Annotated in this window: 12 protein-coding genes; 3 read left to right on the top strand and 9 right to left on the bottom strand. The window is 66.4% G+C overall.

The genetic code is table 11. The features are described from left to right. Positions 1–77: 77 nt before the first annotated feature. The 9 genes from ABE434_RS04730 to ndk all read right to left on the bottom strand — a co-directional run bounded on the left by ABE434_RS04730 (position 78) and on the right by ndk (position 9978). Positions 78–1904 (bottom strand): monovalent cation:proton antiporter-2 (CPA2) family protein, encoded by a 1827-nt coding sequence (locus ABE434_RS04730; RefSeq protein ID WP_346478001.1) that lies wholly within the window; start codon positions 1902–1904, stop codon positions 78–80. A gap of 251 nt (positions 1905–2155) precedes the next feature. After that, positions 2156–3295 (bottom strand): molybdopterin-synthase adenylyltransferase MoeB, encoded by a 1140-nt coding sequence (gene moeB / locus ABE434_RS04725; protein ID WP_346478000.1) that lies wholly within the window; start codon positions 3293–3295, stop codon positions 2156–2158. A 77-nt stretch (positions 3296–3372) separates the two neighbouring features. Continuing rightward, positions 3373–4764: a ribosome biogenesis GTPase Der gene (der, locus tag ABE434_RS04720; RefSeq protein WP_121042160.1), complete on the bottom strand. Its 1392-nt coding sequence runs from the start codon at positions 4762–4764 to the stop codon at positions 3373–3375. A gap of 12 nt (positions 4765–4776) precedes the next feature. Beyond that, positions 4777–5985 carry an outer membrane protein assembly factor BamB gene (gene bamB / locus ABE434_RS04715; RefSeq protein ID WP_176989803.1) on the bottom strand — a complete coding sequence of 403 codons (1209 nt, stop codon included), beginning with the start codon at positions 5983–5985 and terminating at the stop codon, positions 4777–4779. Beyond that, the gene (locus ABE434_RS04710; protein ID WP_176989802.1) at positions 5985–6623 is read right to left on the bottom strand and encodes a tetratricopeptide repeat protein; all 639 of its coding nucleotides are present in this window, start codon (positions 6621–6623) and stop codon (positions 5985–5987) included. The genes bamB and ABE434_RS04710 overlap by 1 nt, the downstream gene beginning before the upstream one ends. Before the next feature lie 59 nt (positions 6624–6682). Next, entirely contained in the window at positions 6683–7546 is an 864-nt protein-coding gene (locus ABE434_RS04705; protein WP_346477999.1) for a RodZ domain-containing protein, read from the bottom strand. Positions 7547–7552: 6 nt separating this feature from the next. Next, complete coding sequence (gene pilW, locus ABE434_RS04700; protein ID WP_179459126.1) at positions 7553–8350, bottom strand: type IV pilus biogenesis/stability protein PilW; 798 nt, start codon at positions 8348–8350, stop codon at positions 7553–7555. Beyond that, positions 8337–9542 (bottom strand): 23S rRNA (adenine(2503)-C(2))-methyltransferase RlmN, encoded by a 1206-nt coding sequence (gene rlmN / locus ABE434_RS04695; RefSeq protein ID WP_346477998.1) that lies wholly within the window; start codon positions 9540–9542, stop codon positions 8337–8339. Before rlmN ends, pilW begins: the two co-directional genes overlap by 14 nt. Positions 9543–9552: 10 nt before the next feature. Further along, positions 9553–9978, bottom strand: a complete 426-nt coding sequence (ndk, locus tag ABE434_RS04690) for a nucleoside-diphosphate kinase (protein WP_008265389.1) — start codon at positions 9976–9978, stop codon at positions 9553–9555. Between the two features lie 320 nt (positions 9979–10298). On the opposite strand from ndk, the gene ABE434_RS04685 reads away from it, so the two are divergent. The 3 genes from ABE434_RS04685 (at position 10299) to ABE434_RS04675 (ending at position 14677) form a co-directional block, all read left to right on the top strand. Further along, entirely contained in the window at positions 10299–10961 is a 663-nt protein-coding gene (locus tag ABE434_RS04685; RefSeq protein ID WP_176989798.1) for a TetR family transcriptional regulator, read from the top strand. Positions 10962–11005: 44 nt separating this feature from the next. Next, positions 11006–13378, top strand: coding sequence for a 3-hydroxyacyl-CoA dehydrogenase/enoyl-CoA hydratase family protein (locus tag ABE434_RS04680; RefSeq protein ID WP_346477997.1), 2373 nt, complete (start codon positions 11006–11008; stop codon positions 13376–13378). A 90-nt stretch (positions 13379–13468) separates the two neighbouring features. Further along, the gene (locus tag ABE434_RS04675) at positions 13469–14677 is read left to right on the top strand and encodes an acetyl-CoA C-acyltransferase (protein WP_346477996.1); all 1209 of its coding nucleotides are present in this window, start codon (positions 13469–13471) and stop codon (positions 14675–14677) included. Positions 14678–14702: the final 25 nt, after the last annotated feature.

Below are 14702 nucleotides of genomic sequence, written 5' to 3'. Positions count from 1 at the left end.
GCTGGCCGCTGGCCGGCAGCCACGATCGCCCGGGCGGCGCCACCGGTTGCCGGCCACCGGCCGGCACTACCGGATCCTCATTCTTCCTCGGGCACCTCGTCCGCGTTGAGCGTGCGCGCCTTGCGCTTGGGCGCGGTGAACGGCGTGGGCGTGGGCACGCCGGGCAAGGCAGTGCCGAACACCATGTGCGCCCCGGCGCGCAGGTCTCCGCCCGCCATCTCCAGCTCGAAGCGTTCCGCATCCCGTTCGCGGATCTGCTCGGCGATCTCGCGCGCATCATCCGGATCGGCGCCCAGCTCCATCAGCGCGGCCTGGCCGAACTGCAGGGCCGACTCGAAGGTCTCGCGGATCTGGAAGTCCACGCCGGCATGGATCAGCCGCAGTGAATGTTCGCGATCGAACGAGCGCACCAGCAGCTTGGCCTGGGGGAACTCGTGGGTGACCAGCTCGACGATGCGATCGGCATCCTGGTCGCTGTTGACGCAGACCGCGATCGCACGCGCCGACCCCGCGCCAGACGCATGCAGTACATCCAGGCGGGTACCGTCGCCGTAGTAGATCTTGAACCCGAAGCGCTCGGCGTTGTGGATCATGTCCACGTCGTTGTCGATGATGGTCACATCCACATCGCGCGCCAGCAGCGACTGACTGGCGACCTGGCCGAAGCGACCAAAGCCGATCAGCAGCACGCTGCCGGACAAACCGTCGGCTTCTTCGACGCCATCGAGCGAGACTTCGCGGTCCGGCATCAGCTTGTCATGCAGCAGCACGAACAGCGGCGTCAGTGCCATCGAGAGCACGACGATCGCGGTCAGATTGGCGTTGACCTGCACATCGATCACACCGGCCACGGCGGCGGCGGAGAACAGCACGAAGGCGAACTCGCCGCCCTGTGCCATCACCACGCCGCGATCCAGCGCTTGGCGATGATCACTGCCGAGGATGCGCGCGACCACGTAGATGCAGATCGCCTTGGCAAACATCAGCGCGAACACGCCCGAGACGATCAGCGGCCAGTTGTTGGCCACGACGGTGAGGTCCAGCGCCATGCCGACGCTGAGGAAGAACAGGCCGAGCAGGATGCCGCGGAACGGCTCGATGTCCGCTTCGATCTGGTGGCGGAAGGTGGATTCGCTGAGCAGCACGCCGGCGAGGAACGCGCCCATCGCCATCGACAATCCGCCCAGCTGCATCAGCAGCGCGGCTCCGAGCACGACCAGCAATGCGGCAGCCGTCATCACTTCGCGCGCCTTGGCGGCGGCGAGGATGCGGAACAGCGGATTGAGCAGGAAGCGGCCGACCAGCACCAGCCCGACGATCGCACCCGCCGCGATGCCGACGGTGACCCAGCGCGAACTCTCGCCGGCATCGCTGTGCACGGGCGCCATGAACGCGACGACCGCCAGCAACGGCACGATCAGCAGATCCTCGAACAGCAGGATCGAGACGATCTTCTGGCCGGTCGGCAGCGCGATGTCGCCGCGTTCGGCGAGCAGTTGCATCACCACTGCGGTCGAGGTCAGCACGAAACCGGCGGCGCCGATGAAGGCCACCGGCAAGGGGAAGCCGAGCAGCATGCACACGCCGGTCAGCACGGTGCCGCAGACCACGATCTGCAGCGTGCCGAGGCCGAAGATCTCGTTGCGCAGGCTCCACAGATGCGAGGGCCGCATCTCCAGGCCGATCACGAACAGGAACATCACCACGCCGAGCTCGGCGGTATGCAGGATCGCCTGCGGATCGGAGAACCAGCCGAACCCGAACGGGCCGATCGCCAGGCCTGCGGCGAAATAGCCCAGCACCGAGCCCAAGCCGAGCCGGCGGAACAGCGGCACCATCACCACTGCGGCACCCAGCAGGGCGACCACTTTCACCAGTTCACTGGCACCTGCTTCCACCGCCATGCGGTTGTTTCCCCGGACTGCACAAGATGGGTCAACGATAGGGCAAAGCAGTGAATGGCAATAGCGCGGATGATGCGTTTTATCGTGCTGAATTCAGAACGATATTGAATCTGGATGCGGCATCGTCCCGAAATCGCTGCCGAACCCACCGGTAGAGCCACGCCACGCGTGGCTGCGTTCACCCCGCGGCCCCTCGCCAACGGCATCCACGCATAGCGTCCCGGCGAACGGCATCCACGCATGGCCTGGATCTACGCGCCGCTGCAGAAGGCCGCGTAATCGATGTAGCCCGGAAATGCCCTCCCGGGCGCGCACAGCGGGCAGGCCGGATCCGGGCGCAGGCGTGTCTCGCGGAAGCGCATGCCCAGCGCATCGAAGCTCAGCAGCCGACCGATCAGCGGCTCACCGATGCCGAGCAGCAGCTTGAGGACTTCGGTGGCCTGGAGCAGGCCGACCATGCCGGGCAGCACGCCGAGGACACCGGCCTCGGCACAGTTGGGCGCGAACGCCGGCGGCGGCGGCTCGGGAAACAGGCAGCGGTAACACGGCGCGGTGCCGCGCTGACGCCCGGCATCGAAGACGCTGACCTGGCCGGTGAAGCGCTCCACCGCCCCGTACACCAGGGGGATGCCGTGCTGGACGCAGGCATCGTTGAGCAGGTAGCGCAGCGGGAAGTTGTCCGAACCGTCCAGCACCACGTCGACACCTTCGAGCAGTGCATCGATGTTGTCCGAAGTGACCCGCGCCTGCACAGCCTCCACGTCCAGCGAGGGATTGAGGGCAAGCAGGCGTGTGCGCGCGGAGAGCACCTTGGGCTCGCCGACGCTGGCATCGGTATGGATGATCTGCCGATGCAGGTTGCTGCGCTCCACCACGTCGTCATCGGCGATGCGCAGGTGCCCTACCCCGGCCGCGGCCAGGTAGAAACTGGCCGGCGCGCCCAGCCCGCCGGCGCCGAGCACCAGTACGCGCGAGGCCAGCAGCGTCTTCTGGCCCTCGACACCCACCTGCGGCAACAGCAGATGCCGCGAGTAGCGCTCGTTGAAGTCGCGCTCGGCGTCGCTCTGGATCGGCTGCACCAAAGGCAACCCATCGGCACGCCATGCGGCGGTGCCGCCATCGACGGAGGCGATATGCGTGTAGCCCAGGTCCGACAGGAAAATCGCGGCGTCCATCGAACGCCTGCCGCTCTGGCAGATCAGGACCGCCTCGCGATCGAGTCCCGGCAGGTGTGCGCTCGGCTCGGCCTGGAGATTGCCCCTGGCAATGCCGAGCGCGCCTTCGGCCATGCCGGTTGCACGTTCATGTGCCTCGCGGATGTCGATCAGCAGTGCGCCGTGGGCCAGGCGCTCGCGGGCCTGCGCCGGGGTGAGTTCGGGGATCGTGCTCATGGGGGGATTATCGCGCACGGGCGCACCGGCCGACGCCACCAATGAAAAGAGCCGGCTTTCGCCGGCTCTTCTTTGAATCACTTGCCCTTGACGTGCTTGATCAAGCGGCGCTTGCGCTTGAGCTGACGTTCGGTGAGCACGTTCTTCTTGCCTTCGTACGGGTTCACACCCTCGCGGAAGATGAACTGCACGGGCGTGCCGACCAGCTTGAAGCGCTTGCGGAAGAAGTTCTCCAGGTAGCGCTTGTACGACTCCGGCAGGTCTTTCAGACGGGTGCCGTGGACGATGAAGGTCGGCGGATTGGAACCGCCCGGATGCACGTAACGCAGCTTGGACACGTGACCACGGATCGCCGGCGGCGGGTTGGTCTCGTAGGCCGTTTCCAGCGCCTTGTTGACTTCGCTGGTGCTGAACTCGTGCGTCGCGGAGGCGTGCGCGGCGTGGATGCAGCGGAACAGCTCACGCAGGCCCGAGCCATGCTTGGCCGAGATGCGCACCACTTCCGCCCAGGGCACGAAGCCGAGCTTGCGCGATACCAGCGCTTCAGCCTGCTCGCGCTGGTAATCGGTCAGGCCATCCCACTTGTTGATCGCCACCACCAACGCACGGCCGGCATCGAGCACCGCGCCGAGCACGCTGGCGTCCTGATCGGTCACGCCTTCGGAGGCATCCAGCATCAGCACCGCGACCTGGCACTGCTCGATGGCCTGCAGGGTCTTGATGACGCTGAACTTCTCGACCACTTCCTCGACACGCGCCTTGCGACGCAGGCCGGCGGTATCGATCAGGCGGTACTCACGCCCGTCGCGCTCCATGTCCACCGCGATCGAGTCGCGGGTGGTACCGGGCACTTCGGAGGCGATCATGCGCTCTTCGCCGAGCAGACGATTGACCAGCGTCGACTTGCCCACGTTGGGGCGGCCGACGAAGGCGATGCGAATGCGGTTCGGATCGGTGTCCAGGGTCTCGGTGGTGCCCTCTTCCGGCAACCGTTCCACGACCTCGTCCAGCAGATCATCCAGGCCCTGGCGGTGCGCGGCCGAGACGGTCAGCATTTCGCTGAAGCCGTAACGGGCGAACTCCGAACGCACGGTGTCTTCGTTCATGCCGTCGATCTTGTTGATCAACAGCAGGGTCGGACGGGCCAGCCTGCGCAGCCAGGACAGGATCTCGTCGTCCATCGGGCCCTCACGGGCATCGACCACGAACAGGATCAGGTCCGCCTCGGCAGCCGCGGCGCGGGCCTGACGGGCGGTAGCGCCGGCCAGACCTTCTTCTTCACCGGCGATACCGCCGGTATCGACCACCAGGAACGGGTGGTCCTCATCAAGACGACAAACACCGTAATTACGGTCCCGGGTCACGCCGGGCTGGTCATGGACCAGCGCGTCGCGCGTACGGGTAAACGCATTGAACAGCGTGGACTTGCCGACATTCGGCCGTCCAACCAGGGCGACCAAGGGCAGCATCGCGGTAACTCCTTATTGTGCCAACCGGAATGCGGTCAGCTTTCCATCAACGTTCTGCACCAGCAGAATCCCATCGGCGGCTACCGGCTGGGCCAGGAGGGCGTCGCCGCCACTCTTGGCGCGCGCCGCGAACTCACCGTTATCGGTCCGCAACCAGTGCAGATACCCCTTGTAATCACCGACCACAACGTAATCGCCGTGGATGACCGGACCGGTCAGCGAACGACGGGCCAGGCCCGTCTGCGACCACATGGCCGAACCGCTGGCCTTGTCCAGGCCGAACACGCCGCCCTTGTTGTCGGTGACGAACACAGTGCTCGAGGTCAGGGCCACGCCGCCGGCGCCACCATGATCACGGGCCCACAGCGGACGGCCGGTCGGGCCCTCGATCGCCATGGTCTGGCTCTTGAAACTGCTCACGAACAGCGTATTGCCTTCCAGCACCGGCGCGCCGTCGATATCGGCCATGCGGTCCAGCTCGGTACGGCCTTCGCCGGTGCCGACCATCTGGTCCCACAGCGTGCGGCCGTCCTGCATGGCCAGCGCGGCGACGGAGCCGTCGTCGTTGCCGATGAACAGCACGCCCGGGCCGGTGACGACCGGCGCGTTGCCGCGCACGGTCAGTGCCGGCAGCTCGCGCGGGTTGAACCAGCGCTGGGTGCCGTTTTCGGCATCCAGGCCGGTCACGCGACCGTCGTTGCTGCGCACGAACACCATGCCCTGGCCCACGGCCGGTGCGGAAATCACTTCACCCGGCACCTTGGCACGCCACTTTTCGGTGCCGTCGGCCGCGTTCAACGCGATGACTTCGCCGTCCAGGGTGCCGATGACGACCAGGCCGTCACCCACGCCCGGGCCACCGGACAGACGAAGCTTGGGCTTCTTCTTTTCCTTGGCCGGCTCGTAGGTCCAGACCTTCTTGCCGGTCTGCAGGTCGATGGCATGCACGCCACCGTAGATGGCGGCTGCGTAGACGCGGCCATCGGCGACCACCGGGCCCTGGCGGACGCCGATGCGCTTCTCGCCCTTGCCGACGTTGGCCGTCCAGATCTTGTCGACCTTGGCGGTGGCATCGAACTTGACCAGTTCAGCCGGTTCCAGCGCCTTCTTGGCCGCCGCGTCCTTGCCGGCGAACCAGCCCTTCATCGTGCTGCAGCCGGTCAGGGCCATGCCCAACAGGGCAACCGTGGCAACGCGCTTGATCATGACCATCTGATTCATTACACCGACTCCGCAGGATCGGTGACGGTGCCACCGGCATCCGTCAACTTGGTTTCCAGCAGGCGCCGCTGGGGCGCTGCCACGTCCAGCGTCTTGAGCGCCTTCTCATACTGCTCGCGGGCAGCATCACGCTTGCCCTGCGCCATCAGTGCATCGCCATGGATTTCCAGGCTGGCGCTGTCGGTAGCGGTGCCGAGCTGCTTGATCGCATCCTCGGTCTTGCCGGTGGCCACCAGCAGGCGCGCGACGCGCTGCTCGATCACCGGCTTGAATTCGGGGTCGGCCTTGATCGCGCGCAGGGTCGCCAGCGCGTCTTCGTTCTTGCCGGCATCGACCTGGGCCTTGGCCAGCTGCAGGGCAGCCAGATCGGCATAGATGTTGGCCTTGCCGCTTTCCAGGTCCTTCACACCCTTGGCGGCCTGCTCCAGATCCTTGTCTTCCAGGCTCTTGAGGACGATCTGGTACTGGACGTTGGCGCCGGCCAGGCTGTTGCTGTGCCGGGTCTGCCATTCTTTCCAGCCCCAGATGCCACCGATCGCGATGGCTACGCCAGCGAGGATGCTGACACCATTCTTCCGCAGCCAGCCGCGGACGCGTTCACTTTGTTCGTGCTCGTCGAGCAGGTCGTCGATCGCCATGCGTACTCTCGCCCCGCCCATGAGGAGGAGCTATTTGAATTGGATTGGGGAAACGCGGTTCAGTGCGAAACTGGGACCACGGAGCCGTCAGAGGATACCGTAAAGCGTGCCACGTTGGCTCGCTGGTACGGCGAAAGGTCGACGATAGTGCCGGCCTGCTGAACCTCGACCGCCGATGCATTGCCCAGCACCATGCGGGCCACCTGGCCCGGTGCGAAGCTGCGGGTCTCGCCCGACTTGATCAGGGCCTTCTCGACGGTGGCGCCGTCCGGCCCGGAGATGTCCACCCAGCTGTCGCCTTTGAACTGCAGGCTCAGCGCGCCGGCCGGCGGCATCGGCGCGGACGCCGGACGCGGGACCGGGGTCAGCGATGCCAGGTACGGTGCTGCCGGTGCCGTCGGCTTGGCCGCCTCGACCGCCGCGGGTGCGGCCGGATCCGGGGTCTCGCCACCGGCCACCGGCACCGCCGCCGGGATCACATCCAGCGAGGCGGTGTTCGGGGTGCTCGCCGTGCCATCGAAATGGCCGCGGGTGGCGAACCAGACCGGCACGGCCAGAACCGCGGTGATGCCGACATACAGGACGCGACGCCCCAGGCTCTCGGCAATGCGCCGCGCCCGCGGGGTATGGGTATGGCTGACCAGCTGCGGCGGCACGATCGGCCCGATATGGGCCTGCTCGAGGATATCGCCGATGTCCACCTTGAGCAGACGGGCGTAGCTGCGCAGCTGGCCGCGGACGAAGACCGGCGCGCCGAGGCGCTGCCACTGCTCGTCTTCGAGGGACTTCACGACCTGGACCGGCATGTGCAGCTGCTGCCCCACCGCCTCCAGGGTCAGTCCGGCCGCTTCCCGGGCCTGGCGAAGACGAGCTCCGCAACCGGCCGCAGTATCAAAAGCGTTCACAGTCTGGTCATCAATCACAATGCTTCAACCCCGGGGATTAGGTGCCGCATCCTGCGGAAATTCGTCATGAATTCGCTGCAGATAGCGACCGGATGCCACGCTGTCGCCAAGCCGCGCCTCGATTTGAGACGCAAGTTGTAACACGGAACGTGTGGCCGGTGCAGCCGTCAAACGCCGTTGCGAAAAGGCGCGGGCCTCGAAATAACGCCCTTGGGCGAACTCGTTGCGGGCCATCGACTCCAGCGCGTAGGCATTGACCGGATCGATCTCAAGCGCCCGGCGCAGGTCCGGAACCGCCCGTTCGGGCTGCCCGGCATCCAGCGCACAGCCACCGGCATTGGCCAGGGCAGAGGCCGGCGTCGTATAGCCCGGCGCCTGGAGGGCCCGATCAAACCAGACCAGCGACTCGGCCGGACGGCCATGAGCACATAGCCACGCGCCATAATTGTTGAGCACATCGCCGCGCTCCGGGCCCAGCTCGGCGGCCTTGGCGTACAACTGCCCCGCCTCGGCCTGGTTGCCGCGCTGGGCGGCGATGGCCGCCAGCAGCATGTAGGCCTCGGGACGCCGCGCATCGATCTTCATCGCCGCCCGCACCCGCTTCTCGGCCGCCTCCGGCGAGCCCGCACGCAGCGACTCGCCGGCCAGGACCATCTGGTCCTGGTAGTTCACGCGCTTGCGGATCTCGGGGTTGTCGCGGGCCTCATAGGTCGGCGCGACCTCGAGGGTACCGGACGGCGGTTTGATGCCCTGTTTGCCGCAGCCGGCCAATGCCAGCGCGATGAAAACAACGGCTGGCAATCGGCGATCAGGCAGCGGCATCCCGGTTTTTCCCGTCCTGCAGCGTTTTGTTGAACTCGGCCTGTCGGCGCGTGCGATCCATGACCTGGCCCTTGAGCTGGCCACAGGCGGCATCGATGTCGTCGCCACGGGTGCGCCGCACCATCGTCAGCACCTTCGCATCGAGCAGGATCTTCTGGAAGGCGCGGATGTCGGTTTCGCCGGAACGCTCATAGCGCGTGCCCGGGAATGGATTGAACGGAATCAGGTTGACCTTGCCCGCGTTCGAGGCCTGCACGGCGTTGTCGAACTGGCGCATCAGCCGCGCCAGCTGGCGGGCGTGCTCGGGCTGGTCGTTGATCCCCTTCATCAGGGTGTATTCGAAGGTGACCGATTCGCGGCGCTTGTTGGCGCGCAGGTAGCGTGCGCACGAGGCCATCAGCTCGACGATCGGGTACTTCTTGTTGAGCGGGACCAGGGTCTCGCGCAGCGCATCATTGGGCGCATGCAGCGACACCGCCAGCGACACGTCGCTCTCGGCGGACAGCCGGTCGATCTGCGGCACCAGGCCGGAGGTGGACAGCGTCACGCGCTTGTTGGCCAGGCCGTAGCCCAGATCGTCGCGCATCACGCTCATGGCGCGCACGACGTTGTCGAAATTCATCAACGGCTCGCCCATGCCCATCATCACCACGTTGGTGAGACGACGCTGCTTGTGCGGGATGTTGCCCAGATGGCGCGCCGCCACCCACACCTGGCCGATGATCTCGGCGGTGGAGAGGTTGCGGTTGAAGCCCTGGGTCGCGGTCGAACAGAACGTGCAGTTCAGCGCGCAGCCGACCTGCGAGGACACGCACAGCGTGCCGCGGTTCTTGTCCGGGATGTAGACCGCTTCGATCGCGTTCTTGCCGTCGGTGCCCATGGCCAGCAGCCACTTGTGGGTGCCATCGGCGGAGGGCTTATCGAACACGATGTTGGGGACCAGCACCTCGGCATGCTGCTTGAGCTTGGCGCGCAGCGCCTTGCCGAGGTCGGTCATGTCATCGAAATCGGTGACGTAGTGATGGTGGATCCACTTCATCACCTGATGGGCACGGTAGCGCGCTTCGCCGAGAGTCTCGGCGAAGAAGCGCTCCAGACCCTCGCGATCGAGGTCGAGCAGGTTCTGCTTGGCCACAGCCGGGCTCGACACGAGCACGGATGGGATGGCGGTGGGCTGTACGACCTCGTTCACGGCATCACTCTCAGCGCGAGACGACTTCAGTCGCGGCGAAGAAGTAGGCGATTTCGATCGCGGCATTCTCAACCGAGTCCGAGCCGTGGGCGGCATTGGCATCGATGGATTCAGCGAAGTCGGCGCGGATGGTACCGGCGGCGGCTTCCTTCGGATTGGTGGCGCCCAGCAGGTCGCGGTGGGCCAGCACGGCGTTCTCGCCTTCCAGCGCCTGGATCATCACCGGGCCGGAGATCATGAACTCGACCAGCGCGTTGAAGAACGGACGCTCGCGGTGCACGGCGTAGAAGCCTTCGGCTTCACGGCGCGACAGCTGCTTGTACTTGGCGGCGACGACCTTCAGGCCGGCCTTTTCAAAGCGGGCGTAGATTTCACCGATGACGTTCTTGGCGACGGCGTCCGGCTTGATGATGGAAAGGGTGCGCTCCAGCGCCATGGGAATACTCCGTTGGGCGGGCCACTTGATCGGCCCGAGGTTAACATGAAAAAAACCCGCGTCAAAACGCGGGCTTAGCCTGATATACGTGCGCCAATTCTAACGTGTAAGCCCACGGTACGGTAGTGCCGGCCGCGGGCCGGCAACGCCATGGCTGCAGTGGTTGTGCGCCCCGTTCAGGGAATGACGGGGTGCCGGCCAGCGGCCGGCACTACCTCGAGCGGGGATGAACAGATGGCCCGCTCTGCTGCGCCGCACAATGCGGACGCGCATCCACGGGTCTAATATCAAACAATCGTTTGATTGAACTTCCCTGCCCCATGGCCAAACCCGCCCACTTCTCCACCAAGGACCGCATCCTCGGCGCCGCCGAGGAACTGTTCGCCCTGCACGGGTTCGCGGGCACCTCGCTGCGCCAGGTCACCAGCCAGGCCGATGTGAACATCGCCGCGGTCAACTACCACTTCGGTTCCAAGGAAAACCTGGTCAACGAGGTCTTCCGCCGCCGGATGGATGAAATGACCTCGGCGCGCCTGGCCCAGCTGGACGCCGCCCGTCGCGAACACCCCGGTGAACTGCGCCCGGTGCTGGCCGCCTTCGTCGAACCGGCGCTGGCCATGGCCCAGGACCGCCAGACCGGCGGCGCGTTCGTGCGGGTCATCGCCCGCGCCTACGCCGAAAAGAACGACAACCTGCGCAAGTTCCTCTCCGACCATTACGGCCATGTCCTGCGCGACTTCGGCAAGGCGATCTCCGCCTGTGTGCCGGGGCTGAGCAAGGAAGAGCTGTACTGGCGCCTGGACTTCCTCGCCGGCTCGCTGACCTATGCCATGGCCGACTTCGGCCTGATCAAGCGACCCGCCGGTGTCACCGAAGCGGCGCATCGTGCCCATGCCGCCCAGGAACTGATTCATTTCGCCGACGCAGGATTCCGCGCCAGCGCGGCCTCGAGCGCTTCGACGACCTCCCTTTCCACCCCGTAGAGCCAGGCGCTGCCCGGCTGCCCGACCAACAAAGGCTTATCGACATGTCCAATTCCCTGCTAGTCCGCCGTGCCGCCGTGCTGGGTGCCGGCGTCATGGGTGCCCAGATCGCCGCCCACCTGACCAACGCCGGCGTCGACACGGTGCTGTTCGACCTCCCCGCGAAGGAAGGTCCGGCCGATGGCATCGTGCTCAAGGCCATCGCCAACCTGGGCAAGCTCAGCCCGGCCCCGCTCGCCAGCAAGTCCTACGCAGAGGCGATCACGCCGGCCAACTATGAGACCGGCCTGGAGCAGCTGAAAGACTGCGACCTGATCATCGAAGCCATCGCCGAACGCATGGACTGGAAGCAGGACCTGTACAAGAAGATCGCCCCGTTCGTGGCCGATCACGCGGTGCTCGCCTCCAACACCTCCGGCCTGGGCATCAACAAGCTCGCCGACGTGCTGCCCGAGCAGCTGCGCCACCGCTTCTGCGGCGTGCACTTCTTCAACCCGCCGCGCTACATGCACCTGGCCGAGCTGATCCCGGCCACCACCACCGATGCCGCCGTGCTGGAAGGCCTGGAAGCGTTCCTGGTCACCACCCTGGGCAAGGGCGTGGTGTACGCCAAGGACACCCCGAACTTCATCGGCAACCGCATCGGCGTGTTCTCGATCCTGTCCACCATCCACCACACGCAGGAATTCGGCCTGGGCTTCGATGAAGTCGACGGGCTGACCGGCCCGCTGGTCGGCCGCCCGAAGTCGGCCACCTACCGCACCTCCGACGTGGTCGGCCTGGACACGATGGCGCATGTGATCAAGACCATGGGCGATACCCTGCCGAACGATCCGTGGCATGAATTCTTCAAATCGCCGAAGTGGCTGGACGCATTGATCGCCAAGGGCGCGCTCGGCCAGAAGACCGGTGCCGGCATCTTCCGCAAGGTCGGCAAGGACATCGTCGTCCTCGACCTGGAAAAGCAGGACTACCGCCCGGCCGATCGCACCGCCGCCCCGGAAGTGGTCGAGATCCTGAAGATCAAGAACCCGGCCGAGAAGTTCGCCAAGCTGCGCGAGAGCCAGCATCCGCAGGCGCAGTTCCTGTGGGCGACCTTCCGCGACCTGTTCCATTACAGCGCCTACCACCTGGCCGACATCGCCGAGACCGCGCGCGACGTCGACCTGGCCATCCGCTGGGGCTACGGCTGGTCGCTGGGCCCGTTCGAAACCTGGCAGGCCGCCGGCTGGAAGCAGGTCGCGCAGTGGATCGCCGATGACATCGTCGCCGGCAAGAGCATGAGCAACGCCCCGCTGCCGGACTGGGTGTTCGATGGCCGCGACGGCGTGCACGCCGCCGAAGGCAGCTACAGCCCGTCGCGCAACGCCAAGCTGCCGCGCTCGGCGCTGCCGGTGTACCAGCGCCAGCGCTTCCCGGATCCGCTGCTGGGCGAGAGCTTCAGCCCGGGCGAAACCGTGTTCGAGAACGACGGCGTGCGCATGTGGCACGACGGCGACGGCATCGCGGTGGTCAGCTTCAAGACCAAGATGAACACCGTTTCCGACCATGTGCTCAACGGCCTGCAGGAAGCGATCAAGCGCGCCGAGCAGGACTACAAGGGCCTGGTGATCTGGCAGCAGAAGGAGCCCTTCTCCGCCGGTGCCGATCTGGCCGGCGCGCTCGGCCTGCTGCAGGCCGGCAAGGTCGACCAGTTCGAAGAGATGGTGCACAACTTCCAGCGCACCAGCCAGGCGATCAAGTATTCGCTGGTGCCGGTGGTGACCGCCGTGCGCGGCCTGGCCCTGGGCGGTGGCTGCGAGTTCCAGATGCACAGCGCCAAGAGCGTGGCTGCGCTGGAAAGCTACATCGGCCTGGTCGAGGCCGGCGTCGGCCTGCTGCCGGCCGGTGGTGGCCTGAAGGAACTGGCCGTGCGTGCCTCGCAGGCGGCCGGTCCGGGCGGCGACGTGTTCGCCGAGCTGAAGAAGACCTTCGAAACCGTCGCGATGGCCAAGGTCTCCAACTCGGCGGTCAACGCCAAGGAACTGGGCCTGATGCGCGCGACCGACAAGGTCGTGTTCAACAGCTTCGAAGCACTGCACATCGCCAAGGCCGAAGTGCTGGCGCTGGCCGAAGGCGGCTACCGTCCGCCGATGCCGGCCCGCCGCATCCAGGTCGCCGGTGACGTCGGCATCGCCACGTTCAAGATGATGCTGGTCAACATGCTGGAAGGCCGCTTCATCAGCCCGTACGACTACGAGATCGCCGTGCGCATCGCCACCGTGCTGTGCGGCGGCGAAGTGGATCGCGGCACGCTGGTGGACGAAGAGTGGCTGCTGACGCTGGAGCGCAAGCACTTCGTCGAACTGGCCCAGCAGGAAAAGACCCAGGCCCGCATCGCGCACATGCTCAAGACCGGCAAGCCGCTGCGTAATTGATGGCGCGCCGGGCGCGACGGACCCGTCCGCGCCCGGTAGGTGCCGACCATTGGTCGGCACACCTGTCCCCACATTCAAGAGATCACTGCAATGACCAAGCAAATCCAGGACGCCTACATCGTCGCCGCCACCCGCACCCCGGTGGGCAAGGCGCCCAAGGGCGTGTTCCGCAATACCCGTCCCGACGACATGCTGGCCCACGTGCTCCGCGCCGTGGTCGCGCAGGCGCCGGGCGTGGACGTCAACCGCATCGATGACGCGATCATCGGCTGCGCGATGCCCGAAGCCGAGCAGGGCATGAACGTGGCGCGCATCGGCGTGCTGCTGGCCGGCCTGCCGGACACCATCGCCGCGCAGACCGTCAACCGCTTCTGCTCTTCCGGCCTGCAGGCCGTGGCCATGGCCGCCGACCAGATCCGCCTGGGCAACTCGGACCTGATGCTGGCCGGCGGTACCGAATCGATGTCGATGGTGCCGATGATGGGCAACAAGATCGCGATGGCCCCGAGCGTGTTCGACAACGACCACGTCGCCATCGCCTACGGCATGGGCATCACCGCCGAGAAGGTCGCCGAAGAGTGGAAGGTCTCGCGCGAGGACCAGGATGCGTTCGCCCTCGCCTCGCACCAGAAGGCCATCGCCGCTATCCAGAACGGCGAGTTCAAGGACGAGATCAGCCCGTACGACGTGCGCACCCGCCAGCCCGACCTGGCTGACGGCCGCCGCATCATCACCCGCGACAGGATCGTGGACACCGACGAAGGCCCGCGCCTGGATTCGTCCGCTGAAGGCCTGGCCAAGCTGCGCCCGGTGTTCCGCAACGGCCAGTTCGGCGGCACCGTCACCGCGGGCAACTCCTCGCAGATGAGCGATGGCGCCGGTGCGGTGCTGCTGGCGTCCGAGCAGGCGATCAAGGATTACGGCCTGACCCCGCTGGCCCGCTTCGTCAGCTTCTCGGTCGCCGGCGTGCGCCCGGAAGTAATGGGCATCGGCCCGATCGCCGCGATCCCGAAGGCGCTCAAGCAGGCCGGCCTGACCCAGGACCAGCTCGACTGGATCGAACTCAACGAAGCCTTCGCAGCGCAGTCGCTGGCCGTCATCCGCGATTGCGGCCTGGACCCGTCAAAGGTCAACCCGCTGGGCGGCGCGATCGCCCTGGGCCACCCGCTGGGCGCGACCGGCGCGATCCGCACCGCCACCCTGCTGCACGGCCTGCGCCGTCGCCAGCAGAAGTACGGCATGGTGACCATGTGCATCGGCACCGGCATGGGCGCGGCGGGCATCTTCGAATCGCTGTGAGGCAATGATCGGTGCCGGCCAATGG

This window comes from Stenotrophomonas sp. TWI1183, assembly GCF_039673115.1.
In the GTDB taxonomy this organism is placed as follows: Bacteria; Pseudomonadota; Gammaproteobacteria; order Xanthomonadales; family Xanthomonadaceae; genus Stenotrophomonas; species Stenotrophomonas maltophilia_AA.
The sequence above is the reverse complement of the archived record's forward strand: the minus strand, read 5'-3'. Positions and strand labels throughout refer to the sequence as shown.